The organism is Niveispirillum sp. GW835-FHT14G11 (assembly GCF_058793615.1).
This window is the reverse complement of the sequence record NZ_JBXAFZ010000002.1, coordinates 215031-237437: the sequence shown is the minus strand read 5'-3', so window position 1 is coordinate 237437 and position 22407 is coordinate 215031. Positions and strand designations below refer to the sequence as shown.

17 protein-coding genes are annotated in these 22407 nt (G+C 65.6%); 16 read left to right on the top strand and 1 reads right to left on the bottom strand.

The genetic code is table 11. From position 1 onward, the window contains the following. Positions 1-29: 29 nt before the first annotated feature. The 16 genes from AC1Q7F_RS04625 to AC1Q7F_RS04550 all read left to right on the top strand — a co-directional run bounded on the left by AC1Q7F_RS04625 (position 30) and on the right by AC1Q7F_RS04550 (position 21395). Complete coding sequence (locus tag AC1Q7F_RS04625) at positions 30-1688, top strand: hypothetical protein (protein ID WP_492504282.1); 1659 nt, start codon at positions 30-32, stop codon at positions 1686-1688. 4 nt (positions 1689-1692) lie between these two features. After that, the gene (locus tag AC1Q7F_RS04620) at positions 1693-2862 is read left to right on the top strand and encodes an alginate lyase family protein (protein ID WP_492504280.1); all 1170 of its coding nucleotides are present in this window, start codon (positions 1693-1695) and stop codon (positions 2860-2862) included. A gap of 110 nt (positions 2863-2972) precedes the next feature. Continuing rightward, positions 2973-4184 (top strand): D-mannonate dehydratase ManD, encoded by a 1212-nt coding sequence (gene manD, locus AC1Q7F_RS04615; RefSeq protein ID WP_492504278.1) that lies wholly within the window; start codon positions 2973-2975, stop codon positions 4182-4184. A 256-nt stretch (positions 4185-4440) separates the two neighbouring features. Further along, positions 4441-6708 (top strand): TonB-dependent receptor, encoded by a 2268-nt coding sequence (locus AC1Q7F_RS04610; protein WP_492504276.1) that lies wholly within the window; start codon positions 4441-4443, stop codon positions 6706-6708. Between the two features lie 72 nt (positions 6709-6780). Next, positions 6781-9441, top strand: coding sequence for a glycoside hydrolase family 2 TIM barrel-domain containing protein (locus AC1Q7F_RS04605; protein WP_492504274.1), 2661 nt, complete (start codon positions 6781-6783; stop codon positions 9439-9441). Between the two features lie 168 nt (positions 9442-9609). Next, positions 9610-11541 (top strand): methyl-accepting chemotaxis protein, encoded by a 1932-nt coding sequence (locus tag AC1Q7F_RS04600; RefSeq protein WP_492504272.1) that lies wholly within the window; start codon positions 9610-9612, stop codon positions 11539-11541. Between the two features lie 14 nt (positions 11542-11555). Continuing rightward, positions 11556-12920 carry a chemotaxis protein CheW gene (locus AC1Q7F_RS04595; RefSeq protein ID WP_492504270.1) on the top strand — a complete coding sequence of 455 codons (1365 nt, stop codon included), beginning with the start codon at positions 11556-11558 and terminating at the stop codon, positions 12918-12920. Further along, complete coding sequence (gene cheB / locus AC1Q7F_RS04590) at positions 12917-14041, top strand: chemotaxis-specific protein-glutamate methyltransferase CheB (RefSeq protein WP_492504268.1); 1125 nt, start codon at positions 12917-12919, stop codon at positions 14039-14041. Before AC1Q7F_RS04595 ends, cheB begins: the two co-directional genes overlap by 4 nt. Beyond that, entirely contained in the window at positions 14022-14618 is a 597-nt protein-coding gene (locus tag AC1Q7F_RS04585) for a HEAT repeat domain-containing protein (protein WP_492504266.1), read from the top strand. The genes cheB and AC1Q7F_RS04585 overlap by 20 nt, the downstream gene beginning before the upstream one ends. Continuing rightward, the gene (locus AC1Q7F_RS04580; protein WP_492504264.1) at positions 14615-15493 is read left to right on the top strand and encodes a CheR family methyltransferase; all 879 of its coding nucleotides are present in this window, start codon (positions 14615-14617) and stop codon (positions 15491-15493) included. The genes AC1Q7F_RS04585 and AC1Q7F_RS04580 overlap by 4 nt, the downstream gene beginning before the upstream one ends. Then, a complete protein-coding gene (locus tag AC1Q7F_RS04575; RefSeq protein ID WP_492504262.1) occupies positions 15486-15899 on the top strand; it encodes a response regulator in 414 nt (137 codons plus the stop codon). Before AC1Q7F_RS04580 ends, AC1Q7F_RS04575 begins: the two co-directional genes overlap by 8 nt. Next, a complete protein-coding gene (locus AC1Q7F_RS04570; RefSeq protein ID WP_492504261.1) occupies positions 15896-18085 on the top strand; it encodes a chemotaxis protein CheA in 2190 nt (729 codons plus the stop codon). Before AC1Q7F_RS04575 ends, AC1Q7F_RS04570 begins: the two co-directional genes overlap by 4 nt. 62 nt (positions 18086-18147) lie before the next feature. Continuing rightward, on the top strand, positions 18148-18324 hold the full coding sequence (locus AC1Q7F_RS04565) for a hypothetical protein (protein WP_492504259.1): 177 nt from the start codon (positions 18148-18150) through the stop codon (positions 18322-18324). Between the two features lie 58 nt (positions 18325-18382). Then, entirely contained in the window at positions 18383-18766 is a 384-nt protein-coding gene (locus tag AC1Q7F_RS04560; protein ID WP_492504257.1) for a response regulator, read from the top strand. Beyond that, entirely contained in the window at positions 18763-19398 is a 636-nt protein-coding gene (locus tag AC1Q7F_RS04555; protein ID WP_492504255.1) for a chemotaxis protein CheX, read from the top strand. Before AC1Q7F_RS04560 ends, AC1Q7F_RS04555 begins: the two co-directional genes overlap by 4 nt. Next, complete coding sequence (locus tag AC1Q7F_RS04550) at positions 19395-21395, top strand: ATP-binding protein (protein ID WP_492504253.1); 2001 nt, start codon at positions 19395-19397, stop codon at positions 21393-21395. Before AC1Q7F_RS04555 ends, AC1Q7F_RS04550 begins: the two co-directional genes overlap by 4 nt. Here the strand turns inward: AC1Q7F_RS04550 and AC1Q7F_RS04545 are convergent. Next, positions 21386-22366, bottom strand: a complete 981-nt coding sequence (locus AC1Q7F_RS04545) for an NAD-dependent epimerase/dehydratase family protein (RefSeq protein ID WP_492504251.1) — start codon at positions 22364-22366, stop codon at positions 21386-21388. The two genes, AC1Q7F_RS04550 and AC1Q7F_RS04545, sit on opposite strands and share 10 nt — an antisense overlap. Between the last annotated feature and the right edge of the window lie 41 nt (positions 22367-22407).

Here is a 22407-nt window from a genome sequence, read left to right as displayed (position 1 = left end):
CTGCCCCGTCGTTCCAGGGAGTGAATGATATGAAGCATGCCAACCACCTCTGGCTGGCCCTGGCCCTGTCCACGACCGCCCTGACGGCCGGTGCGGCCGACATGCCCAAGATTCTCACCGAAAAGGCGACAAGGGCAGCCACCCCGCTGCCCGACTATTCCTATGCCGGGTACGGCTTCGGGCTGGCCGCGATCCCGGAGGATACCGGCAGCATCGTCAATGTCACCGACCATGGCGTGATCCCCGATGATGGTCTGGACGATACCAAGGCCGTGCTGCGCGCCATGGAGGCCGCCAACAAGGTGCAGGGCAAGGTCACCCTGCGCTTTCCCAAGGGCCGTACCCAGATTACCGAGGTTCTGCGCATCACCCGCAGCGACATTGTCCTGGACGGGGCCGGCGACGGGCCGGGCGGCAGCGAACTGTTCTTCCCCCGGCCGCTGAAGCTGATCGACAACAGCCATGATTTCGATGAGCTGCGCCAGTATCTGGTGCGGGAGAAGAAGTACGAGGTGCAGCCGGAGCACAATATCAACTACCTGTTCTCCGAATATAGCTGGGGCGGCGGCATGATCTTTGTGGGTCCGGACCGGACCCGCCCCGCTTCCTATGACCCGGCCCTGGATAAGCGCGACCCGATCCTCGCCAGGGGCATTTCCGGCAAGCAGTTCGACCGCACCCTGACCATCGACGACACGTCCCGCCTGAAGGTGGGCGATGTACTGCGTGTGGAATGGTTCCCGGTGGATGGCAAGGACAGCCAGATCCTGAAATCGCTCTATGGCGATACCGACCTGCCCATCGGGTCACATCACTGGACCTCGCCCGACCGGGCCGTGGTGGTGCAATCCACCCGTGTCACGGCGATCAAGGGCAAGAAGGTCACCCTGGGCGATCCGCTGCTGCATGATGTGCGGGCGGATCAGCCGGCGCTGCTGACCCACTGGCCGCATCTGACCCAGGTCGGCATCCAGAATCTGCGCCTGCAATTCCCGGAAAGCCCGTCCTTCGGCCACCATCTGGAGCAGGGCTATAACGGCATCTACATGACCGGCGTGTTCGACGGCTGGATCAGGCACCTGACCATCGACAAGTCGGACAGCGGCATCCTGACCGACAATGCCGGCAACCTGACCATCGCCGACATCACCACCAGCGGCGAACGCCGGGCGCATTATTCCGTCCATGTCGGGGCGGCGCATAATGTGCTGGTCAAGGATCTGAGGGTGGAAAACCCGGTCATCCATCCGCTGTCGGTCAATACCCGCTCCACCCGAGCCGTGTTCCTGCGGTCGCAGGTGAAGCGGGACGCGGTGATCGATCAGCATAGCGGGTCCAATCACCAGAACCTGTTCGACCAGATCACCATGTGGGTTGACCCGGCGCAGAAGAAGGGGGAATGGCAATATCGGCTGTGGGTGGGGGGCGGCGCCTCCTACTGGAAGCCGGGCCACGGGCTTTACAACACGGTGTGGAATGCCCGGCTGGTCATGCCCGATGCCGTGCCCGCCGATGCCACCGTTGCGGTGACCAGCGGATTGGAAGGGCCAGGGGAGCGGGTGGTGGGCCTGCATGCCAACCGCCCGCTCATCGTGCGCTACAACCCCGCCCCCTATGTGGAGGCGACGGGACAGGCGGTGGAGGCGGCACCCTCCCTTTATGAATACCAGCTGGCGAAGCGGCGCTAGGGCCATGCGGCGGCGGGATTTCTGCCTGGGCACCGCCTTGGCCCTGTCGGTGGCGGGAAAGGTCGGTGCCGCCCGGCCCGCCGGGTTTGATCTGACGGGCATCGAGCGGACAAGGGTACTTGCCGCCGCAAGGCGCTATCTGGCCGCCGCCCCAATCACCGTCACCGACCTTCCCGCCCCGCGCAGTCCCGGCAGCCCGCATGATTATTATTCGGAAGCCGATTACTGGTGGCCGGACCCGGCCAATCCCGCCGGCCCCTATATCCGCCGCGACGGCTATTCCAATCCCGACAAGTCCACCGCCCATCGCGAGGCGCTGATCCGGCTGTCCGTCCAGCTGCCAACCCTGGCGGCGGCCTATCGGCTGACCGGCGACGTCACCTATGCCGAACAGGCCGAATGCCACTTGCGCGCCTGGTTCGTGGCACCGGCGACGCGGATGAACCCGCATCTGAACCATGCCCAGGCGGTGATCGGCGTCAATACGGGCCGCGGCATCGGCATCATCGACACGCTGCATCTGGTGGAGGTGGCGCGCGCCATCGCCATCCTGCGACGCGCACGAGCGGGAGAGATGGTCTATGCCCCGACCGTGGCGTGGTTCGATGCCTATCTGACCTGGATGACCCTGTCGGCCAACGGCATCGACGAACGCGACCAGAAGAACAACCATGGCACCTGCTGGGCCCTGCAGGTCGCGGAGTTTGCGCGGCTGGCCGACCGGCCGGCAGAGATGGAACAGGCCAGGGCGCGGATCAAGGAGCTGGTACCCGGCCAGATCGCGGCAGACGGGTCGCAGCCGCTGGAACTGGCGCGCACCAAGCCCTATGCCTATTGCCTGTTCAATCTGGATGTCCTGGGGACTTGCGCCCATATCCTGTCGGTGCCGGGCGATGACCTGTGGCGCTACAAAGGCGGGCAGGGTGGTTCCATCGCCGATGCCCTGTCCTGGATGGTGCCCTTCATTGCCGACAAGTCGGCATGGCCCAAGCCGCCGGATGTGGAGGCCTGGACCGACTGGCCCGTGCGCCAGCCCAGCCTGCTGTTCGGGGCGCTGGCGCTGGGGCGGCCGGACTACCTGGATCTTTGGGGACGGCTCGATCCCGACCCGACGGATGCGGAGATCATCCGCAACTACCCGCTGCGCCAGCCACTGCTGTGGTTCGGCGGATAGGCGTGATCGACGGCAGGGGGCGCCGCCCTGCCATGAATGTTTCACCGTTGACAAGTCCGGCAACTTGTCAAAAATTGGTCAAGCCAATTTATCTCGTATCGGCAGGGATCATGTTGAAGATCAAGAATGCCCGTGTGATCGTGACGTCGCCGGGCCGCAATTTTGTGACGTTGAAGATCGAAACGCAGGACGGGCTGACCGGCCTGGGCGATGCGACCCTGAACGGGCGCGAACTGTCCGTCGTCTCCTATCTGAGCGAACATGTTATCCCCTGCCTGATCGGCCGCGATGCCCACCAGATCGAGGATATCTGGCAGTATCTGTACAAGGGTGCCTATTGGCGCCGGGGGCCCGTCACCATGTCGGCCATCGCCGCGGTCGATATGGCCTTGTGGGATATCAAGGCCAAGGCGGCGGGCATGCCGCTCTATCAATTGTTGGGCGGGGCCAGCCGCAAGGGCGTGATGGTCTATGGCCACGCCAATGGCGAGAATGTCGAGCAGACGCTTGAAGAGGCGCAGAAATACAAGGCGATGGGCTATAAGGCCATCCGCCTGCAGTCCGGTGTGCCGGGCCTGGCCAGCACCTATGGCGTGTCCAAGGACAAGATGTTCTATGAGCCGGCGGACAATGACCTGCCGACCGAGAATATCTGGTCCACGCCGCAATATATGACTTCGGTGCCCAAGCTGTTCCAGGCGGCGCGCGATGCGCTGGGCTGGGACGTGCATCTGCTGCACGATGTCCATCACCGCCTGACCCCGATCGAGGCCGGGCGTCTGGGCCGTGACCTGGAACCCTATCGCCTGTTCTGGCTGGAGGATGCCACCCCGGCCGAGAATCAGGAGGCGTTCCGCCTGATCCGTCAGCACACGACCACGCCGCTGGCCGTGGGCGAGATCTTCAACACGATCTGGGACGCCAAGGATCTGATCCAGAACCAGTTGATCGATTATATCCGCGCCACGGTGGTACATGCCGGCGGCATCACCCATCTGCGCCGCATTGCCAGCTTCGCCGACCTGTACCAGGTGAAGACCGGTTGCCATGGCGCCACCGACCTGTCGCCGGTCTGCATGGCCGCTGCCCTGCATTTTGGCCTGTCGGTGCCGAATTTCGGGGTGCAGGAATATATGCGCCACACGGCGGAAACTGACGCCGTCTTCCCTCATGCCTACCGCTTCGCCGATGGCTACATGCATCCGGGCGAGGCGCCGGGCCTGGGCGTCGATATCGATGAAGGGATGGCGGAGAAGTACCCTTACAGCCGCGCCTACCTGCCGGTGAACCGCCTGCAGGATGGCACCATGTTCAACTGGTAAGACCTGTTCGTCACCAGTTTACCCTCTCCTTCCCTGGCCGGCCCGACATCCCAGATGTCCGGGCCGGTTTTTTTATGGTCAAATTGGCCCCCGTCGGCCCATCCCGATCGCCGCCATCGTCCCATTTTTTCCTCTTCAAAACGGACTGCGCCAAGATTATATCCCATATAATCAATTTCATTCCCATAATTTGGATTGACATGGTCTGGACTCTTGTCAAAAGTGGCCTGACCAAACAAGAACCCCTGGGGGAGACATGTCCAAGTTTCGTTTCGGGCTGACGCTGACTGCGTCCGCCATGGCCCTGGCATGCGGTGCCGTTGCCGCCCAGCAGGCGCCTGCCACCAACGTCCAGGAAGAGTTCATCCTGGAAGAAATCGTGGTCACCGCGCAGAAGCGCACGGAAAACCTTCAGGATGTGCCGCTGGCCGTCACCGCCATCACCGGCGACGCCCTGGCCCGAGCCGGCGTGGACAGTTTTTCCGACCTGACCAAGGTGGTGCCGTCGCTGACCTTCACGCCGGGCGACCAGCCGGCCAACAGCTCCATCATCCTGCGCGGCATCGGCACCTTCGCCTTCTCCATCGGGGTGGAGCCCAGCGTGGCCGTCGTGATTGACGATGTGCCCCTGGCCTTTCAGGCCCAGGCCTTCACCGACCTGATCGATCTGGACCGGGTGGAAGTGCTGCGCGGGCCCCAGAGCACACTGTTCGGCAAGGCGGCGTCCGCCGGCCTGGTGAATGTCACCACGTCCGCGCCGACCGACACGTTCACGGCCAAGGCCGACCTGCGCATCGCCACCAAGGATGAACAGCGGGCCGCCTTCTCCGTCTCCGGCCCGATTTCCGAGACGCTGGGCTTCCGCCTGTCGGCTGATGCCAGCCATTTCGGCGGTCTGGTCACCAACCTGCAAACGGGTGAGAAGATCAATGGCCGCAAGGAAAAGGGGGTGCGCGGCAAGCTGCAATGGACGCCGACCGAGGCGCTGGACGTCACTTTCAATGCGCGCTATCGCAAGACGGATGCCGATTGCTGTGTGGGCGTGTTGCAGAAGCTGGACCCGGCGGCCAATTTCTACAACCTGCCCGCCTTCCCGCAATCCACCGTGCTGGCCGGCATCACGCCCGGCAAGGACAATCTGAACATCCGCCTGGATGAAGAGGTGCGGTCCGACACCAAGGACCGGGGCGGTTCCGTCCGGGTCGCCTATGATTTCGAGGATGTGACGCTGATGTCGATCAGCTCCTTCACGAAATTCGACCTCAGCGACGCGCAGGACCTGGACGGTACGGCCGCCAATTTCAATCCCGTGGTCAATCCCGGCGCCCCGGCCGGCGGTCGCGTGAATTATGGGCGTTTCGAGGCGGAAAGCTGGACGCAGGAATTGCGTCTGGTGTCCACCGGCGATGGCCCGTTCAGCTATGTCGGTGGCCTGTTCTTCGCCGATACCGACCTGTCGCGCGTGTATTACCGTGGTCCCACCATCGGCCGCTCCAACTGGGACGCCACCGCCGGCAACACCAACTATGCCGCCTTCGCCCAGGGCAACTGGGAGTTCGTGGAGGGCACCAGCCTGATTACCGGCCTGCGCCTGACCCATGAGAAGGTGGAATATAAATTTGCCAACCTGCTGAACGGCGCCCGCTTCGCCGGCGATGCCGATGATGACGCCGTCACCGGCAAGATCGGCCTGGAGCACCATATCAATGACGATGTGATGCTGTTCGGCTTCTATGCCCGCGGCTACAAGGGCCAGACCTTCGACCTGACCAGCAGCTTCAATGCCGCCATCGCGGCGCGCGGCGCCATCAAGCCGGAGACGTCGGACGATTTCGAGGCCGGTGTGCGCTCCACCCTGCTGGACCGCCGCCTGATCCTGAACGCCACCCTGTTCCACACCACCTATGACAATTTCCAGGCACAGGAGTCGGAGCCGACGCTGGCCGGCGCCTTCATCCTGTCGAATGTCGGTTCGGTGCGCACCCGCGGCGTGGAGCTGGAGACGACGGCCCGCATCGGCCGCGACCTGGATCTGACCGGTGGCATCTCCTATATCGAAGCCGAGGTAAAGGATTACGCCCGTGCCCAGTGCTATCCAGGGCAAACGGCGGCCCTGGGCTGCGTGGGCGGGGTGCAGAATCTGGCGGGCGCACCGTTGAACAACGCCCCGCGCTGGCGCTTCAACCTGCGCGGCGACTACAATATCGACCTGGCCGACAGCTTGCCAGTGGATGGCATCATCTCCGCCTCCTACAGCTGGCAGAGCAAGGTCAATTTCTCCCTGTCGCAGGACCCGGTCATGCAGCAGGGCGCCTACGGCATCGCCAACTTGCAGGTTGGTCTGCGGGAGAGCGAGGATGACCTCTATCGCGTCACCTTCTTCGTGAACAATCTGTTCGACCGTCAATATGCCTCTGGTCTGGCCAATTCCCAGAATTATTATGGCGGCCGACTGGCGGTAAACCGGCAGACGCCGCGCGATTATGAGCGCTATTACGGCGTGCGCCTGCAGCTGAGCTATTGATCATGCCGGCGGGGCCGCCCTGGTGACGGGGCGGCCTTTCTTGCCTTTGTGTTTGGGGAAGGAAAACGAAGAATGAAGCGCGTCTTGGCAGTCCTCCTGATCTCCACCGCCCTGGCCGGCTGCGCGCCCACACCCCGCCTGTCGGCACCCGCCGCCGATGGCCGTGTCGTCACGGCGCTGGCATCTGGCTGGCGCTTCCATTTGGGTGATGCGCCGGGCGCCATCGATCCGGCTTTCGATGACAGCGCCTGGCAAAGCGTCTCCGTTCCCCATAACTGGAACCGCATGGGCGGATCGGTCGAACGCGGCCCCACCTATCAGAATGTCTATGGTCCCGGCTGGTACCGCCTGAGCTTCGATGCGCCGGCCGCTGCCGATGACGGCAATCCCGTCTGGCTGGAATTTGACGGGGCCAGCATCAATGCCGATGTCTGGCTGAACGGCGTGCATCTGGGTCAGCACAAGGGCGCCTTCGCCCGCTTCCGCCTGGATGCGTCCAAGGCCGTGAAGCGCGGTGGCCGTAACGTCCTGACCGTGCGTGCCGATAACAGCAAATCCAACGCGCCAAACTCGCCGACGCGCGAAGTGATCCCGATTTCCGGCGATTGGCCGATGTTCGGCGGTCTCTATCGTGACGTCTCCCTGCTGGTCACCGCCCCGGTGCATATCGAGCTTGGTGATTTCGGCGGGCCCGGCGTCTATGCCAATGTCCTGTTGGCCGACGCTACATCTGCCAGTATCAAGGTCCGCACCCTGCTGCGCCATGCCGGGGACAAGGGCGATGCAGCCATCACCGTCGCCGCCCGGGTGCTGGACGCCGAAGGGCGCGAGGTGGCCCGCGATGAGCAGAAGACCAGCCTGACGGCCGGGCAGGGGGCGGCGCAGGAACAGCGCCTGACCGTACCGACACCGCGCCTGTGGGACGGGGTCAAGGATCCCTATCTCTACACGCTGGAGGTCAGCCTGAAGGGGGCGGACGGCAAGGTATTGGACCGCGTGACCCAGCCGCTGGGCGTCCGCACCTTCCGCATCGATCCCGATCACGGCTTCTTCCTGAACGGTCGCCATGTGGACCTGCGGGGCGTGTCGCGCCATCAGGACCGGCCCGACACGGGCTGGGCCCTGACCCAGGCGCAGCGGCAACAGGATGTGGCGCTGATCCAGGAGTTGGGTGCCAACACCGTCCGTCTGGCCCATTACCAGCATGATCAGGAAACCTATTCCCTGATGGACCAGGCCGGCATGGTGGTCTGGGCGGAGGTGCCGCTGGTTGACCGGACCAGCCCGCCGGACCTTCAGGACACGACCCCGGCCCTGGCCGACAATGCCGAACAGCAGCTGAAAGAACTGATCCGCCAGAACTACAACCATCCCAGCATCGTCACCTGGTCCATCGGCAACGAGGTCAACCTGATCGCCGCCAAGGGCCTGACCGTGTCGAACGCCAAGCCGCTGCTGGACCGCCTGAACAAGGTGGCCAAGGCGGAAGATGCCGGCCGGCCGACGACGCTGGCCGATTGCTGCGGCTCCGTGCCCGCAGAGGCGCGGCCAGGCCTGGACACGGTGGCCGGCATCACCGACGTGATCGGCTATAACCGTTACTATGGCTGGTATTCGCCCGATGTCGGCGTGCTGCGCCGGGACCTGGAGCGGCTGCATGCGATGTACCCCAACCAAGCCATCTCCATCGCCGAATACGGGGCTGGCGGGGCGCTGACCCAGCATACGGACAATCCCAAGGGTGGACCCATCCACGCCTTCGGCCGTCCGCATCCGGAGGATTTCCAGTCCCATATCCTTGAGGAGAGCTGGAAACAGATCAAGCCGCTGCCCTTCATCTGGGCCAGCTGGGTCTGGAACATGTTCGATTTCTCCAACGATGCCCGCCTGGAAGGCGACCTGATCGATACCAACGACAAGGGTCTTGTCACGTTCGACCGCCAGGTGAAGAAGGACGCCTTCTATTTCTACAAGGCCAACTGGAACCCGGAGCCGATGGTCCATCTGACCGGCCGCCGGCATGACCAGCGCCCCTATCCGGTGATGTCGGTCAAGGCCTACAGCAATGCCACCTCGGCGCGCCTGTCGGTGGGGGCCAGGGATCTGGGCGAGGCAAAGTGTGTTACCGGCATCTGCTTCTGGCCCGCCGTGCCCCTGGTTCCCGGCGCCAATGAAGCGCTGGTGACGGCCAAGGTCGGCGACAAGGTGGTGACCGACAAGGTCACCTGGACTTTCGCCGGCGAGATCGGCACCTACCGCATTCGCGCCGGCAATCTGGTGGGGGCGGTGGACATGGCCGGCGCCCGCTGGGGCTCGGATGATTTCTTCACCGGCGGGGCCGGCAAGGACCGCGATCCGCCGGCGCCGGGGCGCGGCCGTCTGCCGCCGCCCCCCAAGCCGCTGGCCGGCACCGCGGACCAGACGGGGTACGAGGCCTATCGCGAAGGCACCTTCACCTATCGTCTGGCCGTGCCGGATGGCAGCTACCGCGTTACCGTGCACAGCTTCGAGCCCAATGCCGATGCCAAACCTGGCGCCCGTATCTTCGATGTGCTGGCCGAAGGCAAGGTGGGGCTGAAGGCGTTGGACCCGGTGAAGGCGGCGGGTGCCCCCTGGACGGCCGTCAAGCGCGACTTCGCCATTACCGTCCGCGATGGCCAGTTGGACCTGGCCTTCCGGCCAAAGGCAGGCAACGCCCTGGTCTCCGGCATCGAGGTGGTGCCGGTGACGTGAGGGCCGGCAAGGTCCCGACCGGTTGCGCCGGATGGGCGCGACCGGTCGGGGTGACTTTTCCAGCCCGTCTGCCGAAACGTCCTAGCACGTAGCGCCTACTTCTCCTGTCCTTGGCAAGCCGTTAGGGTGCGCCTGATAACGGCCTATACCGGCTTTCCAGGGGAAAAGATGGCTCTGGTCAAGAAATCGCAAGTCGATTTGAACCGCGCGCCTGTAAATGCGGACGCGGATATTGGCGTTTCAGCACTGACGGCCACCGAACTGGCGCGTCGTGACCGCAAGCGCGGGCATGCCCGCCGTCACAAGATTGCCCAGCGCGTGGCCAGCGCATCATCCGAAATGGCCGTCGGCATCACCGAAGGGGCGGCGGCCGCCCAGCAACTTGTCACAGCGATGGCGCAGATCGCGCAGGGCGGGCACCTGGCAGCAACGGCGGCGCAGCAATCGCTGGCTGCTGTCAGCCAGATGGCGATCCTGTTCACCCAGGCGCGGGAGAAAGCCAGCCTGTCGCAGCGCAAGGCGGAAAGCCTGCAGGCGCTGCTGGCCGACAGCGGCACGCAGGTGGCGGGCTCCATCGCCAGCATCAAGCTGAATGCCGACCAGCAGGCCGCCATGGCCGCCCGTATACGGGAATTGGAAGGACATGCCGCCGACATCGGCAAGGTGGTGGAAACGGTGGCCTATCTGGCCGATCAGACCAACATGCTGTCGCTGAATGCCGCGATCGAGGCGACGCGCGCCGGTGACACCGGAGCCGGCTTTGCGGTCATCGCCGACGAGGTCCGCATTCTGGCCGAAACCTCGGAGCGGAACGCCCAACGTGTGGGCGAGGTCGTAGCGCAGATTAGGGCGGAAGTGGCGTCGGTCACCGATGGCATCACGCTGGCGGCGGCCACCGCGCATCAGCAGGCCCAGGATGCCGCCATCGTCACCAGCCATCTGGAGCAGATTCGCCGCACCTTCACGCTGATCTCCGATGGGTCGCGGGCGATTTCCATTTCGTCGGAGGAGGCGGAACGGGCGGCGCGGGAGGTGCAACGCGCCGTGCAGCACGTGGCCACTGCCGCGGAGGAACAATCCGCCGCCACGGAGGAATCCATGCGCGGCCTCGCCGAACAGAGCCAGGCGCTGAGCCAGGCGGAGACGGCGTCGCAAGAGTTGGCAACCCTGACCGACAGCCTGCGCGGGGATGACACGACCGGCCGCGACGTGGAAGAGGTCGCCGCAATTTCAGAGGAATTGTCAGCCACGGTGCAGGAATTGTCCGGCTCGGCGGCGCAGATCATGACCGCCATCGCACAGATCAGCCGCGGCACCCACCAGCAGGCCAGCGCGTCGCAGGAATGCAGTGCCGCCCTGGCGCAACTGGAGCGCAATGCCCGCCAGGTGGAGGAGACGACCCGTACCGCCATCGCCCGCGGTACAGAAATGTCCACCGTGCTGGCCGAAAGCGATACCGCCATCCGCGGCCTGATCGCGGGCGTCGAGACGACCTTGGAAAGGGGCCGCGCCAGTGCCGCGCGGCTGGCCGCGCTGGAACGGCTGGGCCGGCAGATCGAGAAGATGGTGAATGCCATCAACACCGTGTCGGTACAAACCACGATGCTGGCCATTTCCGGTGCCGTGGAGGCGGCGCGGGCGGGGGAGGCGGGGCAGGGATTCGCTACCGTCGCGGCCGATATCCGCACCCTGGCCCGCGAGGGCGACAGCCATATCGAGGCTATCCGCGACACGGTGCGCGACATGCAGGACCAGATGCTGCTGGTCAGGCGCGACCTTGGGGCGCTGGATGCCGGTGTCGCGGCCGATGTCCTGCGCAATCAGGCCATCCTGCCCGTGCTGGCATCCATCGCGGCGGAAATCCAGTCCCTGCATGCCGATAATGAGGAGGTCAATCGCGGCGCCGGAATCATCTTGAAATCGGTATCGGATTGCTCACGCGGGATGGAGGATATTGCCACCGCCGCCGAGGAAGCCAGCCGAGCCACGTCGGAAGCCGCCGCCGCGGGGCGTCAGCAGGCACAGGGCGTGGAGGATCTGGCTGCCGCGGCGGAAGAGATCGCCTCACTGGCGGACGAGTTGCTCCGCACCGGGGAATAGGGATGCCGCCGGCCGTGGCCGCCTCCAGGATGACGATCGGCAACGGGGATGCGCTGTTTCTGTCCTTCGCCATCGGCGCCATGCGGCTGTCCCTGCCGCTCGCCCGCGTGCTCGAAGTGGTACCGATGCCTGCCCGCGTCTCCCCCTTGCCCCTGGCGCCCAGGGGTGTGCAGGGACTGGCGCATGTGCGGGGGCGGGTAGCGGCCATCCTGCATGCTCACCGCCTGCTGGACCTGCCGGACATGGGGCGATCGGTGCAGCGCCTGTTGCTGATCCAACAGGACGGCATGTTGCTGGGCCTGCCGGTGGACGCGGTGCATGGGCTTGCTCGCGACGGGGACGGGTTGACACTGTTGGATCTGGACGGGTTGCTGGACCGGGCCCTTTCCATCCCTGCCCGGCCGCCTTTGGGCGATCTGCGGGCCCGGTCGGGCCGGGTGGTGCCAGCGCTGCCGGTCCGACCGCGCCGAGCCCTGGTCAGTTTCGTGGTCGCCGGGCAGGAATATGCGCTGCCGGTGGCGGTGCTGCGCTGTACGGCATCGATGCCCGATCGCATCGTGCCCCTGCCGCATGCGCCGGCCCCGGTGTTGGGCATGGGCATCGTCGGCTCCCGCCTGCTGTCCCTGGTGGCGTTGCGCCCTTTGCTTGGCCTTCCGCCCCAAGGCGATGATGCAGGCAAGGTGCTGCTCGTCACCCATGGGGGGGGGCAGTTCGGGCTGGTCGTTGATCGGCTGCGCGCGCTGCTGCATGTCGAAGAGGCCGATATCGAGCCGGTGCCCCCCCTATTCAACGAAATGGGGCGGGAGGTGGAGGCCATATGCCGGCTGGAAGGCGGCAGGCGGCTGGTGTCCCTGCTGTCGCCCGCGCATCTGCTGGCCCGCGACGGGGTCGGCGCCGTGCTGGCGCAGACCACCGTGGAGGCGACGGCGGAAGCGACGTCACCGCGCGAACGACGGACGGCCCTGCTGTGCGTCCATGTGGCGGATGGCGAATATGCCATACCGTTGGACCATGTTTGTGCCGTGGCCCGACCCGGCCCCCTGACACCGGTACCGCAGGCACCCGGCATCCTGGCGGGTCTGAGCAATGCCGATGGCATACCGCTGCCCGTGATCGATCTGCGCCGCCGCCTGGGCCTGCCGGCCGACGCGGATGCTGCCCGCCACGTGATCATGGTGCAGGCCGACGGACGGCGGTTTGGCGTGCTGGTCGATCTGGCGGCGGGCCTGCGCATGCTACCCGACGATGCCATCGGTCCTGCACCATCCCTGTCGGCGGCACAGGCCCGGCTGGTCACCCGCATCGCCGATGATGGCAACGGCATGCTGGCAATCCTGGAGCCATCGCGTCTGGCTGAGACGGTGGGGGCATTGCCATGACCCGCCTGCTGATCGCCGATGACAGTGCCCTCATGCGCAAGCTTCTGTCTGGCATCTTCGCCGATGAGGGCGATTTTGAGATCGCAACTGCCCGCAACGGGGAGGAGATGCTGGAAATGGCCGCCAGCTTCAAGCCCGACGTGGCCACCCTGGATATCCATATGCCGGTCATGGACGGGCTGGAATGTCTCAGCCGGCTGATGCTGGAAAACCCGTGCCCGGTGGTCATGGTCTCCTCCCATACACGCGATGGCGCGGCGGCGACGCTGGATGCGCTGGCCCTGGGCGCCATTGATTATGTGGCCAAGCCGGACGGCGCCATGTCCCTGCATATCGACCAGTTGCGCCCGATCCTGGTGTCCAAGGTCCGCACGGCGGCCCGTGCGCGCCTGCGCCCGTCGCTGCGGCTTCGGGAGCGGGTGAACCTGCAGATGCGCCAGGCAGCGGAGCGGGTGGCGGCCGTCATGCCGCGTTCCCGGCCTGCCAACGGTCCGGCACAGGTGCCGCTGCCGCTGGCGGAGATGGGTGGGGAAGGGCTGGTCGTCATCGGCTCCTCCACCGGTGGCCCGCACGCGCTGGAGGCCATCCTGTCGGGCCTGCCGGCCACGTTCCCCCTGCCCGTGGTTGTGGCCCAGCATATGCCCAGCCAGTTCACGGCGATCTTTGCCGAACGGTTGGACCGGCTCTGCGCGCTGCGGGTGATGGAAGTGGCACAGCCCACCCTGCTGGACCCCGGCCGTGTCTATATCGCCCGCGGTGATGCCGATATGGTCATCGGCAGACGGGCGGCGGGTCTGATGGCCATTCCCGCCCCCGCGTCCCCCGACCATGTCTGGCACCCCAGCGTCGACCGGCTGGTGGAAAGTGCCATGCGTCATGTCATACCTGGACGCCTGCTGGGCGTGCTGGCCACTGGCATGGGCAATGACGGTGCCGCTGCCATGGCGGCCCTGTATGAGCAGGGGGGGCGTACGATCGCCGAAGCGGAGGAGACGGCCATCGTCTGGGGCATGCCGGGTGAACTGGTCCGGCGTGGTGGGGCGGGCATGGTGTTGCCCTTGCCGGAAATCGCGAGCGCGATTGTCAGGGAGGTCCAGGCCGATGCCGCTGATCAGGCGTGACGATACCTTGGCTGGAAACGGGCAGAACGGGCTGGGACCGTCGCTGGTGTCCACCGATCCCGAACAGCGCCGCCTGGCCGCCCGCGCGCTGGCTGGTCAGAGCGACGCGCTGTCGGTTCTGGCCGTGGCATTGACCGCTGAAAGCGTCCCTGCCGTGCGGGAAGCCCTGCTGGACGCCATTGCCAGCATCGGCAGTCGGCCGGCGGCGCTGATCCTGCTGCCGGCATTACGGTCGGAGGATGTGGGCCTGCGCAACGCTGCCCTGGTGGCGCTGCAGACCATGCCAGGGGTGCTGCCGGACCTGCTGCCAGTCCTCCTGACCGATCCGGACAGCGATGTCCGTGTCCTGGCGACGGAACTGGCGCGGGTGCTGCCGCCGCCTGTGGCCACGGATATCCTGTGCCGCATGCTGGCCACCGAAAGCCATGCCAATGCCTGTGGCGCCGCCCTGGACGTGCTGGCACAGGTGGGAACGGCGGATGCCCTGCCGATGCTGGAGGAGGTGGCCGGACGCTTTGCCGCCGACCCCTTCGTGGGTTTCGCGGCACGCACCGCCATCGCCCGGATCAGGGGATGAGGGCCGCCATGCCGCCAGCCCCGCCGGAAGACGGCCCTCCCGCCATCAGCGATGCGGAGTTTGACCGTTTCTGCGACTTCATCTATCGCCGCACAGGCATGAGCTTTGGCGAGAACCGGCGATATTTCGTCGATCGGCGCCTGCGTGACCGGATGCAGGTGACCGGCTATGTCAGCTTTCGCGACTATTTCGTCGTGGTCCTGTCCGATCCGCTGGAATATGAGCAACTGATCAGCAGCCTGACCATCAATGAGACCTATTTCTACCGCGAGGATCACCAGTTCCGGTGCCTGACGGAGGCCGTACTGCCGCGCGTGACGGCACGCAAGCGCCGGGGGGACACGATCCGTCTCTGGTCCCTGCCCTGCGCCACGGGGGAGGAACCCTATTCCATCGCCATCTGGCTGCTGGAGAACTGGCCCAGTGTCGATGACTGGCAGGTGGAGATCGTGGGATCGGACATCGACAACAAGGTCGTGAAGACGGCGATCGAGGGACTGTATCAATCCCGCTCGCTGATGCGGCTGCAGGATGACCTGACGGCGCGATATTTCCGCCGGGAAGCGGGCGGGCAGTTCCGCGTGATCCCCGACCTGCGCGACAGCATCCGCTTCACCCATGTCAATGTCATCGACAGGGGGCAGATGGCGGCCCATGGCCGGTTCGACATCATCTTCTGCCGCAACATGCTGATCTATTTCGACGAGAGATCACGACGGGAAGCCATCGGCAATCTGTATGACTGCCTGGAAGGCGACGGTTTCGTCTTTCTGGGCCATGCGGAATCGATGAGCCGGGTATCGTCGCTGTTCCAGGTGCGCCGCTTCGACGATGCCATCATCTACCAGAAGCCGGCGGAGGGGGCCCATGGCTGAGAAAGCGTTGCCCTTCCTGCGTCAACCGGGGGCCGACCGTCATGTGCTGATCGTCGATGATGGCAGCCTGATCCGTCTTTATTACCGCGGTATCCTGGAGGATGCGGGCTTTATCGTGACGGAGGCCATCAACGGCATCGAGGCGATGGAGAAGGTGCTGTCCGCCCGCTTCGATCTGCTGATCGTGGACATCAACATGCCGCACATGGATGGGCTGGCCTTCCTGCGTGCGCTGAGGGCCACGCAGGCCGTCGCATCGCTGCCGGTGCTGATCGCCAGTACCGAGGCCGGACCCCAGGACCGGGCCGCCGCACGGGCCGCCGGTGCCAACCATTATCTGACCAAGCCTGTGAGGGACGCGGATCTGCGCCTGTTCGCGGCCCTGCTGACGGGGGCGCCGACATGAATACGTTGCTCGACCAGTTCATGATCGAAGGTCGCGCCCTGGTGCAGGAGGCTGGCGACGCACTGCTTTCCCTGGGTGGGGGTGGCGATGATCGTGATGCCATTGGTGCCATTTTTCGCGCCTTCCACACGCTGAAGGGATCGTCGGGCCTGTTCGACGCTCCGGCAATGACCCGTGTCCTGCATGAGGCGGAGGAATTGCTGGCCCCGCTGGATGCACGCGCAGTGACGACCGATCCCGCCCTGGTCAATCTGCTGTTGACCTGCCTGGACCAGGTGGGCGCCTGGCTGGACCTGCTGGAACGCGATGGCGTTTTGCCTTCATCGGCCGACGCCACGGCCGATGCCCTGGTGCGCCAGATCGGCAACCGGCAGGGCACGCAGACCCAGCCGGTTCCGGCTCTGGCCGATCTCGATGGTTTGCTGGACCTGATGGACGGGGGGAAGCGGCTGGCGGCCCTGGCCATGCATCGGGCGAACCCCGGCAGCACGATCCACCTCGTCTCATATACGCCCCGGCCGGGCTGCTTCTTCAACGGCGAGGACCCCCTGTCCCTGCTGCGCGACCTGCCAGGACTGGCGGCGCTGCATGTCGGGCTGGCAGAGACGGGGCCGTTGGACGGGTTCGATCCCTTCACCTGTTCCATGTCCTTTACGGCGCTGGTCGTGGGCGATGATCCCCGCCGGGGAGCCTTCCGCCTGGCGGGAGACCAGATGCGGGTGGCCGTACTGCCCGCCGCGGCGTTAGAGCCCAGGGACGCGGTGGCGGTGGCCACCGCCAAGCTGCTGGCCGAACAGGTGGCCATGCTGGGTGTCGCGGACGTTCCGACGGCGGAAATGGCGGGCCGGATCGCGGCGGCCGCCACGGTGGCCGCCAATGTACTGTTGTATCAAGGGCGTGAGGACGCGGCGCAGAAGGTGGCGGCCGCCGGCCGGACCGCGACCGTCACCCGCGACCCCACCCCGCTGTTATACGCGCTGACCCAACCCGAAGCGGCGGTGGAGCCCGGCCCCGTCCCGACCGTATCCGCGCCGGGCCCGGCGCGCCTGCTCCGCGTGGCGGAAGACCGCATCGACCGGCTGGTGCGGCTATCCGGACAGCTGGGGCTGGTGAAGAACCGGCTCGGCTGGCTGGCGCGCGAACGCGGGGAGGACCGGGAACTGCACCAGCTGGGCTCCAGCCTGGAGCGTCTGACGCGCGAATTGGAAGCTGCCGTCCTGCATATCAGCATGATGCCGGTGGGCGATGTGTTCCAACGCTTCCCCCGGCTGGTCCATGATCTGTCGGCCCGGCTGGGCAAGCCCGCCCGGCTGGTGCTGGACGGGACCAGGACGGAGGCCGAAAAGGCGGTGGTTGAGCTATTGTCCGAGCCGCTGCTGCATCTGGTCCGCAATGCCCTGGACCATGGCATCGAGGCGACGACGACACGGGTCGCGGCAGGCAAGCCGGAGACGGCGACCATCACGCTCCGCGCCCTGCAGCATTCCGGCCGCTTGCTGGTCGAGGTGACGGACGATGGATGCGGCATCGACACCGATGCCGTCCGCCGCCGCGCCGTGTTGCGTGGCCTGCTGAGCGAGACTGCCGCGGCTTCCCTGTCGGAGGATGAGGCCCTGTTGCTGGTCTTCGCGCCGGGCCTGTCCACGGCGGCGTCGCTGTCCGACCTGTCGGGCCGCGGGGTGGGCATGGATGCCGTCCGCGCCTCAGTGGAAAAGGCCGGCGGTGGCGTGGCGCTGCGCAGCACACCGGGGCAGGGCACGACCGTCACCCTGTCGCTGCCGCTCAGCCTGTCGTCCCTGCGTCTGCTGACGGTGGACGTGTCGGGACAGCGGCTGGGCGTGCCCATGGATATGGTGGCGGAAAACATCCGCCTGCCGCGCGACCGTGTATCGCGGATGCGTGACCGGGACATGTTCTCCTGGCGCGACCGCGTGGTGCCGCTGGTATCGCTGGCCAGACTGCTTGGCCTGACTCTGCCGCCCGCCGGCCCCGATGCCCGCGTGCTGCTGGTGGAGATCGACGGCAACATGGTGGGCGTGGAGGTGGACGGCGTCGGACAGCGCATGGATGCCGTGCTGCGGCCCATGGATGGCATGCTGGCCGGGCTTTCCTGCTACCTGGGCACGGTACTGTTGGGCGATGGGTCGGTGATGCTGGTGCTCGACCTTCGGGGGATCGTGCGATGAGCGTGGAATATTCCGATGGAACCATCCGCCTTCTCAAGGATTGTACATTGGAGGAAGCCGAAATGCTTCTCCAGTTGCTGCTGGACCATCCGGGGGCGGCCGTCGACTGGTCGGACTGCACCGGGATGCACAGCGCGGTGCTGCAAACATTGCTGGCGGGCCGGCGGCCGATGGTCGGTGAACCGGCCGACGATTTCCTGCGACAATGGATAGCACCGGCACTGGTGAAACAGGTATGACCAGGGCAGCGAATTGTGAGGAACCAGGGGGTCATTCGGGCTGGGGAAGGGAATGGATATGGTGCGCAAGGTACTGATCATCGATGACAGCAAGCTGGCACGCATGCTGGTGACCGGCATGCTGGGACGGGTGCAGCCGGATTGGAGCGTGGTGGAAGCCGCCAGTGCCAGCGATGCACTGGCCCTGCTGGCCGACGGCGGGATCGACATCGCGCTGGTCGATTTCAACATGCCGGACATGGACGGGCTGGCCCTGTTGACGGCATTGCGTCAGGCGCATCCGACCATGCCTGCGGCCATCATTTCCGCCAACGCCCAGGAGGGGATCGTGTCCCGCACCCATGCACTGGACGCCGCCTTCATCGAAAAGCCGTTGAAGGAGGATACGCTGCGGCCCTTCCTGACCGGGGCGGACCTGAAACTGAGGCGGGCCCGCCCATGAGTGTGCTTTTTTCCGAACTGAACGAGATAGAACGTGATGCATTGACGGAGATCGTCAATGTCGGGGTCGGGCGGGCAGCGCACCGGCTGGCCGACATGGTCGGCGACGCGGTTCAGCTTTCCGTGCCGCGTGTCGAACTGTTGACGCGGGACATCGCCGCGGGCCTGCTGGACCAGCATGGCAGCACCGGGCTGGTCTCCGTGGGCCAGGATTTCCAGGGTGCCTTTTCCGGCCAAGCCCTGCTGCTGTTCCCGGAAACAAAGAGCCTGGAACTGGTCCGCGCCGTCGTGGGCGACGGCATGGCGCTTGATGAGATCATCGATCTGGAACAGGGGGCCCTGGCGGAGATCGGCAATATCATCCTGAATGGCTGCCTTGTCTGCATCGCCAACATGCTGCGCCTTGACCTCACCATGTCGCTGCCGCGCGTCATGCGCGGATCGGGCCGGCACATCCTGGCCGTGGGCGATGGCGAGGCGGAGCCGGCCCTGTTTCTGACCATCGAGTTCGGCATCGCATCGCGCAACATCAATGGTTACATTACCTTGCTTATGGACCTGCCGTCGTTGACCGTGCTGCGCGGATTGATCAATGACTTCATCAAGGCGATCGCGGAGGGGGTGAGCCGTTGAGCGCGCCGGATAAGGACATGGCGGGGATGATCGCCAACGCCCTGATCGACCGTGTCGGTGGCGGCCTCGTGCTGGTTGATCCCGGCCGCTGTGTCCGGCTGTGGAACCGCTGGATGGTTCAGGCTTCTTCCATGGCCGGCAGTGACCTGCTGGGCCGTTGCCTGTGGGACGCCTTCCCCGGCCTGCGCGAGACGCGCATGGGTATCGCTATCGATGAGGCGCTGACCACCGGTACATCCAGCTTCCTGACCCACAATCTCAACCCGCTGATGCTGCCGCTGCGCAAGGCGGACGGCCGCAACCTGCTGCACGATACGCGCGTCCAGCCCTTTGATATCGCGGGTGAGCGCTGGTGCTTCATCCAGGTCGATGACCAGACCGCCAATATCGAGCGCGAGCGGGCGCTGCGCGAGCGCGGCGAAGCACGTTACCGCGCCGTTGTGGACGCCGCACCGGAGGTCATCGTCACCACCGACAGTGCCGGCATCATCCAATGGATCAACGGTGCCGTCACCCGCCATTTCGGCCATGAACCGCAAGACGTGGTGGGCAAGCCCATATCCGTTCTGCTGGATGAGGGGGCTGCCGATCTCTGGCCGCGCGGCCAGAGCGGCAAGGCCGGCGAGGGCGGCATGTCGCTGGAGGTCAAGGGCCGGCGCAAGGATGGCAGCCTGTTCGACCTGGAAGTGTCCATTGGGCGCTGGCGCAGCGAACAGCGCCTGTTCCGCACCGGCATCCTGCGCGACGTGACCGAACGCAAGCGCATCGACGCTGAACTGCGCCACCTGAACGCCACGCTGGAAGCGCGGGTGGAAGAACGGACGGCCGAACTGCGTGCCGAGGCAGCGCAGCGCGCCCGCGTGGAGGAAACCCTGCTGCAAAGCCAGAAGATGGAGGCGGTGGGCCAGTTGACCGGCGGCATGGCGCATGATTTCAACAATCTGCTGCAGGCCTTGCAGGCCTGTTTGCAGATGGTGGGTCGCCGCACGGTCGGCATTCCGGAGGTGCGCCCGCTGCTGGATGCCGGTCATCAGGCCGTGGATCGCGGCGCCAACCTGGTGCGGCAGTTGATGAGTTTCGCGCGCAAGCAGGCATTGACCGCGGAAACCTTCGACGTGCGCGAGCGGCTTTTGGGCATGCGCGTCATTCTGGACCGCGCGCTGCGCGCCGATATCCGCCTGGAGATGGATATACGCGCCGATGCCTGGAACATCCTGGCCGATCCGACGCAGTTCGAACTGGCGGTACTGAATCTGGTGGTCAATGCCCGCGACGCCATCTCGGCTGACGGACTGGTGACCGTCACGGCACAGAACCGGACGCTGGACGGCAAGGGGCCCAAGGGCCTGCTCGGGGAGTTCGTGGAAATCTGCGTGTGCGACAATGGCTGCGGTATGCCGCCGGAGGTGGCGTCGCGCATCTTCGAACCGTTCTTCACCACCAAATCGGTGGGCAAGGGGACCGGCCTGGGGCTGGCCCAGGTCTATGGCTTCTGCGAGCAATCGGGTGGCACCGTGACGGTGGACAGCGCGCCGGGGGCGGGGTCGCGGATCAGCCTATGGCTGCCCCGATCCACGGTGCCGGTGGAGGAGGGAGCGGCGTCGGTGCCCTCCTCACCCCGCGGCGACGGTGCCGTCGTGCTGCTGGTGGAGGATGACCCCATCGTCCTGCCCGTGGTCAAGGCGGCACTGGAGGATCTGGATTACGTCGTCACCCACGCCGCCACGGGGGATGAGGCCTTGCGCCGCCTGCAAAGCGGGGAGCCGGTGGACATCCTGTTCACCGATCTGGTGATGCCCGGCCATACGAGTGGCATCGCGCTGGCCCGCCAGGCCCGCGCCCTGCGTCCCAACCTGCCCATCGTGCTGACCAGCGGATACAGCAACGAACTGTCACGGGAGAGCGAATTCCGCCTGCTGGCCAAGCCCTACCGGGTGGAGGATATCGCCGCCATGTTCCAGGCCGAACTGAAGCGCCGGTCCCCCGGTCAGCGCTGATAGAAGTCGCGGAACCAGGAGACGAAGTGCTGCAGGCCGGTGGCCAGATCGGTCACCGGCTCATATCCCAGGTCGCGGCGGCTGGTGTCGATGTCGGCGCAGGTGCTGGTCACGTCACCGGGCTGGAGGGGGCGGAAATTGATCTGCGCCTTGCAATCCAGCGCCGCTTCGATCAGGGCGATCATGTCGGTCAGCTTTTCCGGACGATGGTTGCCCAGGTTGTAGACCGCATGCCGCACGCCGTCAGCATCGGGCGGCGGTGGGCGCAGATGGGCGGCGCGGACGCCGGCGACGATATCGTCGATATAGGTGAAGTCGCGCCACATCTGCCCGTCATTGAACACGTCAATGGGCCGGCCCGCCAGGATGGCGTCGGTGAACAGATAGACCGCCATGTCCGGCCGGCCCCAGGGCCCATAGACCGTGAAGAAACGCAGGCCCACGGCGGGGATCTTGAACAGGTGGCTGTAGGTATAGGTGATCAGCTCGTCCGCCCGCTTGGTGGCGGCATAGAGCGAGATCGGCCGTTCCACCGCATGATCAACGGAGAACGGCGCCTGCTTATTGGCGCCATAGACGGAGGAGGAGGAGGCGTAGACGAAATTGCGCAAGGCCGGCAGGGCGCGGGCCAGTTCCAGCATCACCACCTGGCCCTGCAGGTTGGACTGCACATAGGCATAGGGGTTGATCAGCGAATAGCGCACGCCGGCCTGGGCCGCGAGATGGATGATCTCCGTGATATCCGGGTGCCGCCCGGTCACGAATTCCACCAGACCCGCATCGGCGATGTCACGGCGATGGAAGGTGAAGTTCGGATAGGCTTGCAACAGGCGCAGCCGCGCCTCCTTCAGGGCGACATCGTAATAATCATTGACGTTGTCGACGCCGACGACCGTCTCGCCATCCTCCAGCAGCGACCGCGCCACGGAGAAGCCGATGAAACCCGCCACGCCCGTTACCAGCTTTGCCATATCCACACCCGACTGATGATCCGGCTGAAATACAATGCCAT

Excerpts from the sequence above, each read along its gene's own strand:
- AC1Q7F_RS04565 (WP_492504259.1), top strand. The coding sequence starts at position 18,148 with ATGCTTCTCCAGTTGCTGCTGGACCATCCGGGGGCGGCCGTCGACTGG.
- AC1Q7F_RS04605 (WP_492504274.1), top strand. The coding sequence starts at position 6,781 with ATGAAGCGCGTCTTGGCAGTCCTCCTGATCTCCACCGCCCTGGCCGGC.
- AC1Q7F_RS04555 (WP_492504255.1), top strand. The coding sequence starts at position 18,763 with ATGAGTGTGCTTTTTTCCGAACTGAACGAGATAGAACGTGATGCATTG.
- AC1Q7F_RS04585 (WP_492504266.1), top strand. The coding sequence starts at position 14,022 with ATGCCGCTGATCAGGCGTGACGATACCTTGGCTGGAAACGGGCAGAAC.
- manD (WP_492504278.1), top strand. The coding sequence starts at position 2,973 with ATGTTGAAGATCAAGAATGCCCGTGTGATCGTGACGTCGCCGGGCCGC.
- AC1Q7F_RS04610 (WP_492504276.1), top strand. The coding sequence starts at position 4,441 with ATGTCCAAGTTTCGTTTCGGGCTGACGCTGACTGCGTCCGCCATGGCC.
- AC1Q7F_RS04580 (WP_492504264.1), top strand. The coding sequence starts at position 14,615 with ATGAGGGCCGCCATGCCGCCAGCCCCGCCGGAAGACGGCCCTCCCGCC.
- AC1Q7F_RS04620 (WP_492504280.1), top strand. The coding sequence starts at position 1,693 with ATGCGGCGGCGGGATTTCTGCCTGGGCACCGCCTTGGCCCTGTCGGTG.
- AC1Q7F_RS04625 (WP_492504282.1), top strand. The coding sequence starts at position 30 with ATGAAGCATGCCAACCACCTCTGGCTGGCCCTGGCCCTGTCCACGACC.
- AC1Q7F_RS04545 (WP_492504251.1), bottom strand. The coding sequence starts at position 22,366 with ATGGCAAAGCTGGTAACGGGCGTGGCGGGTTTCATCGGCTTCTCCGTG.
- AC1Q7F_RS04570 (WP_492504261.1), top strand. The coding sequence starts at position 15,896 with ATGAATACGTTGCTCGACCAGTTCATGATCGAAGGTCGCGCCCTGGTG.
- AC1Q7F_RS04600 (WP_492504272.1), top strand. The coding sequence starts at position 9,610 with ATGGCTCTGGTCAAGAAATCGCAAGTCGATTTGAACCGCGCGCCTGTA.
- AC1Q7F_RS04560 (WP_492504257.1), top strand. The coding sequence starts at position 18,383 with ATGGTGCGCAAGGTACTGATCATCGATGACAGCAAGCTGGCACGCATG.
- cheB (WP_492504268.1), top strand. The coding sequence starts at position 12,917 with ATGACCCGCCTGCTGATCGCCGATGACAGTGCCCTCATGCGCAAGCTT.
- AC1Q7F_RS04575 (WP_492504262.1), top strand. The coding sequence starts at position 15,486 with ATGGCTGAGAAAGCGTTGCCCTTCCTGCGTCAACCGGGGGCCGACCGT.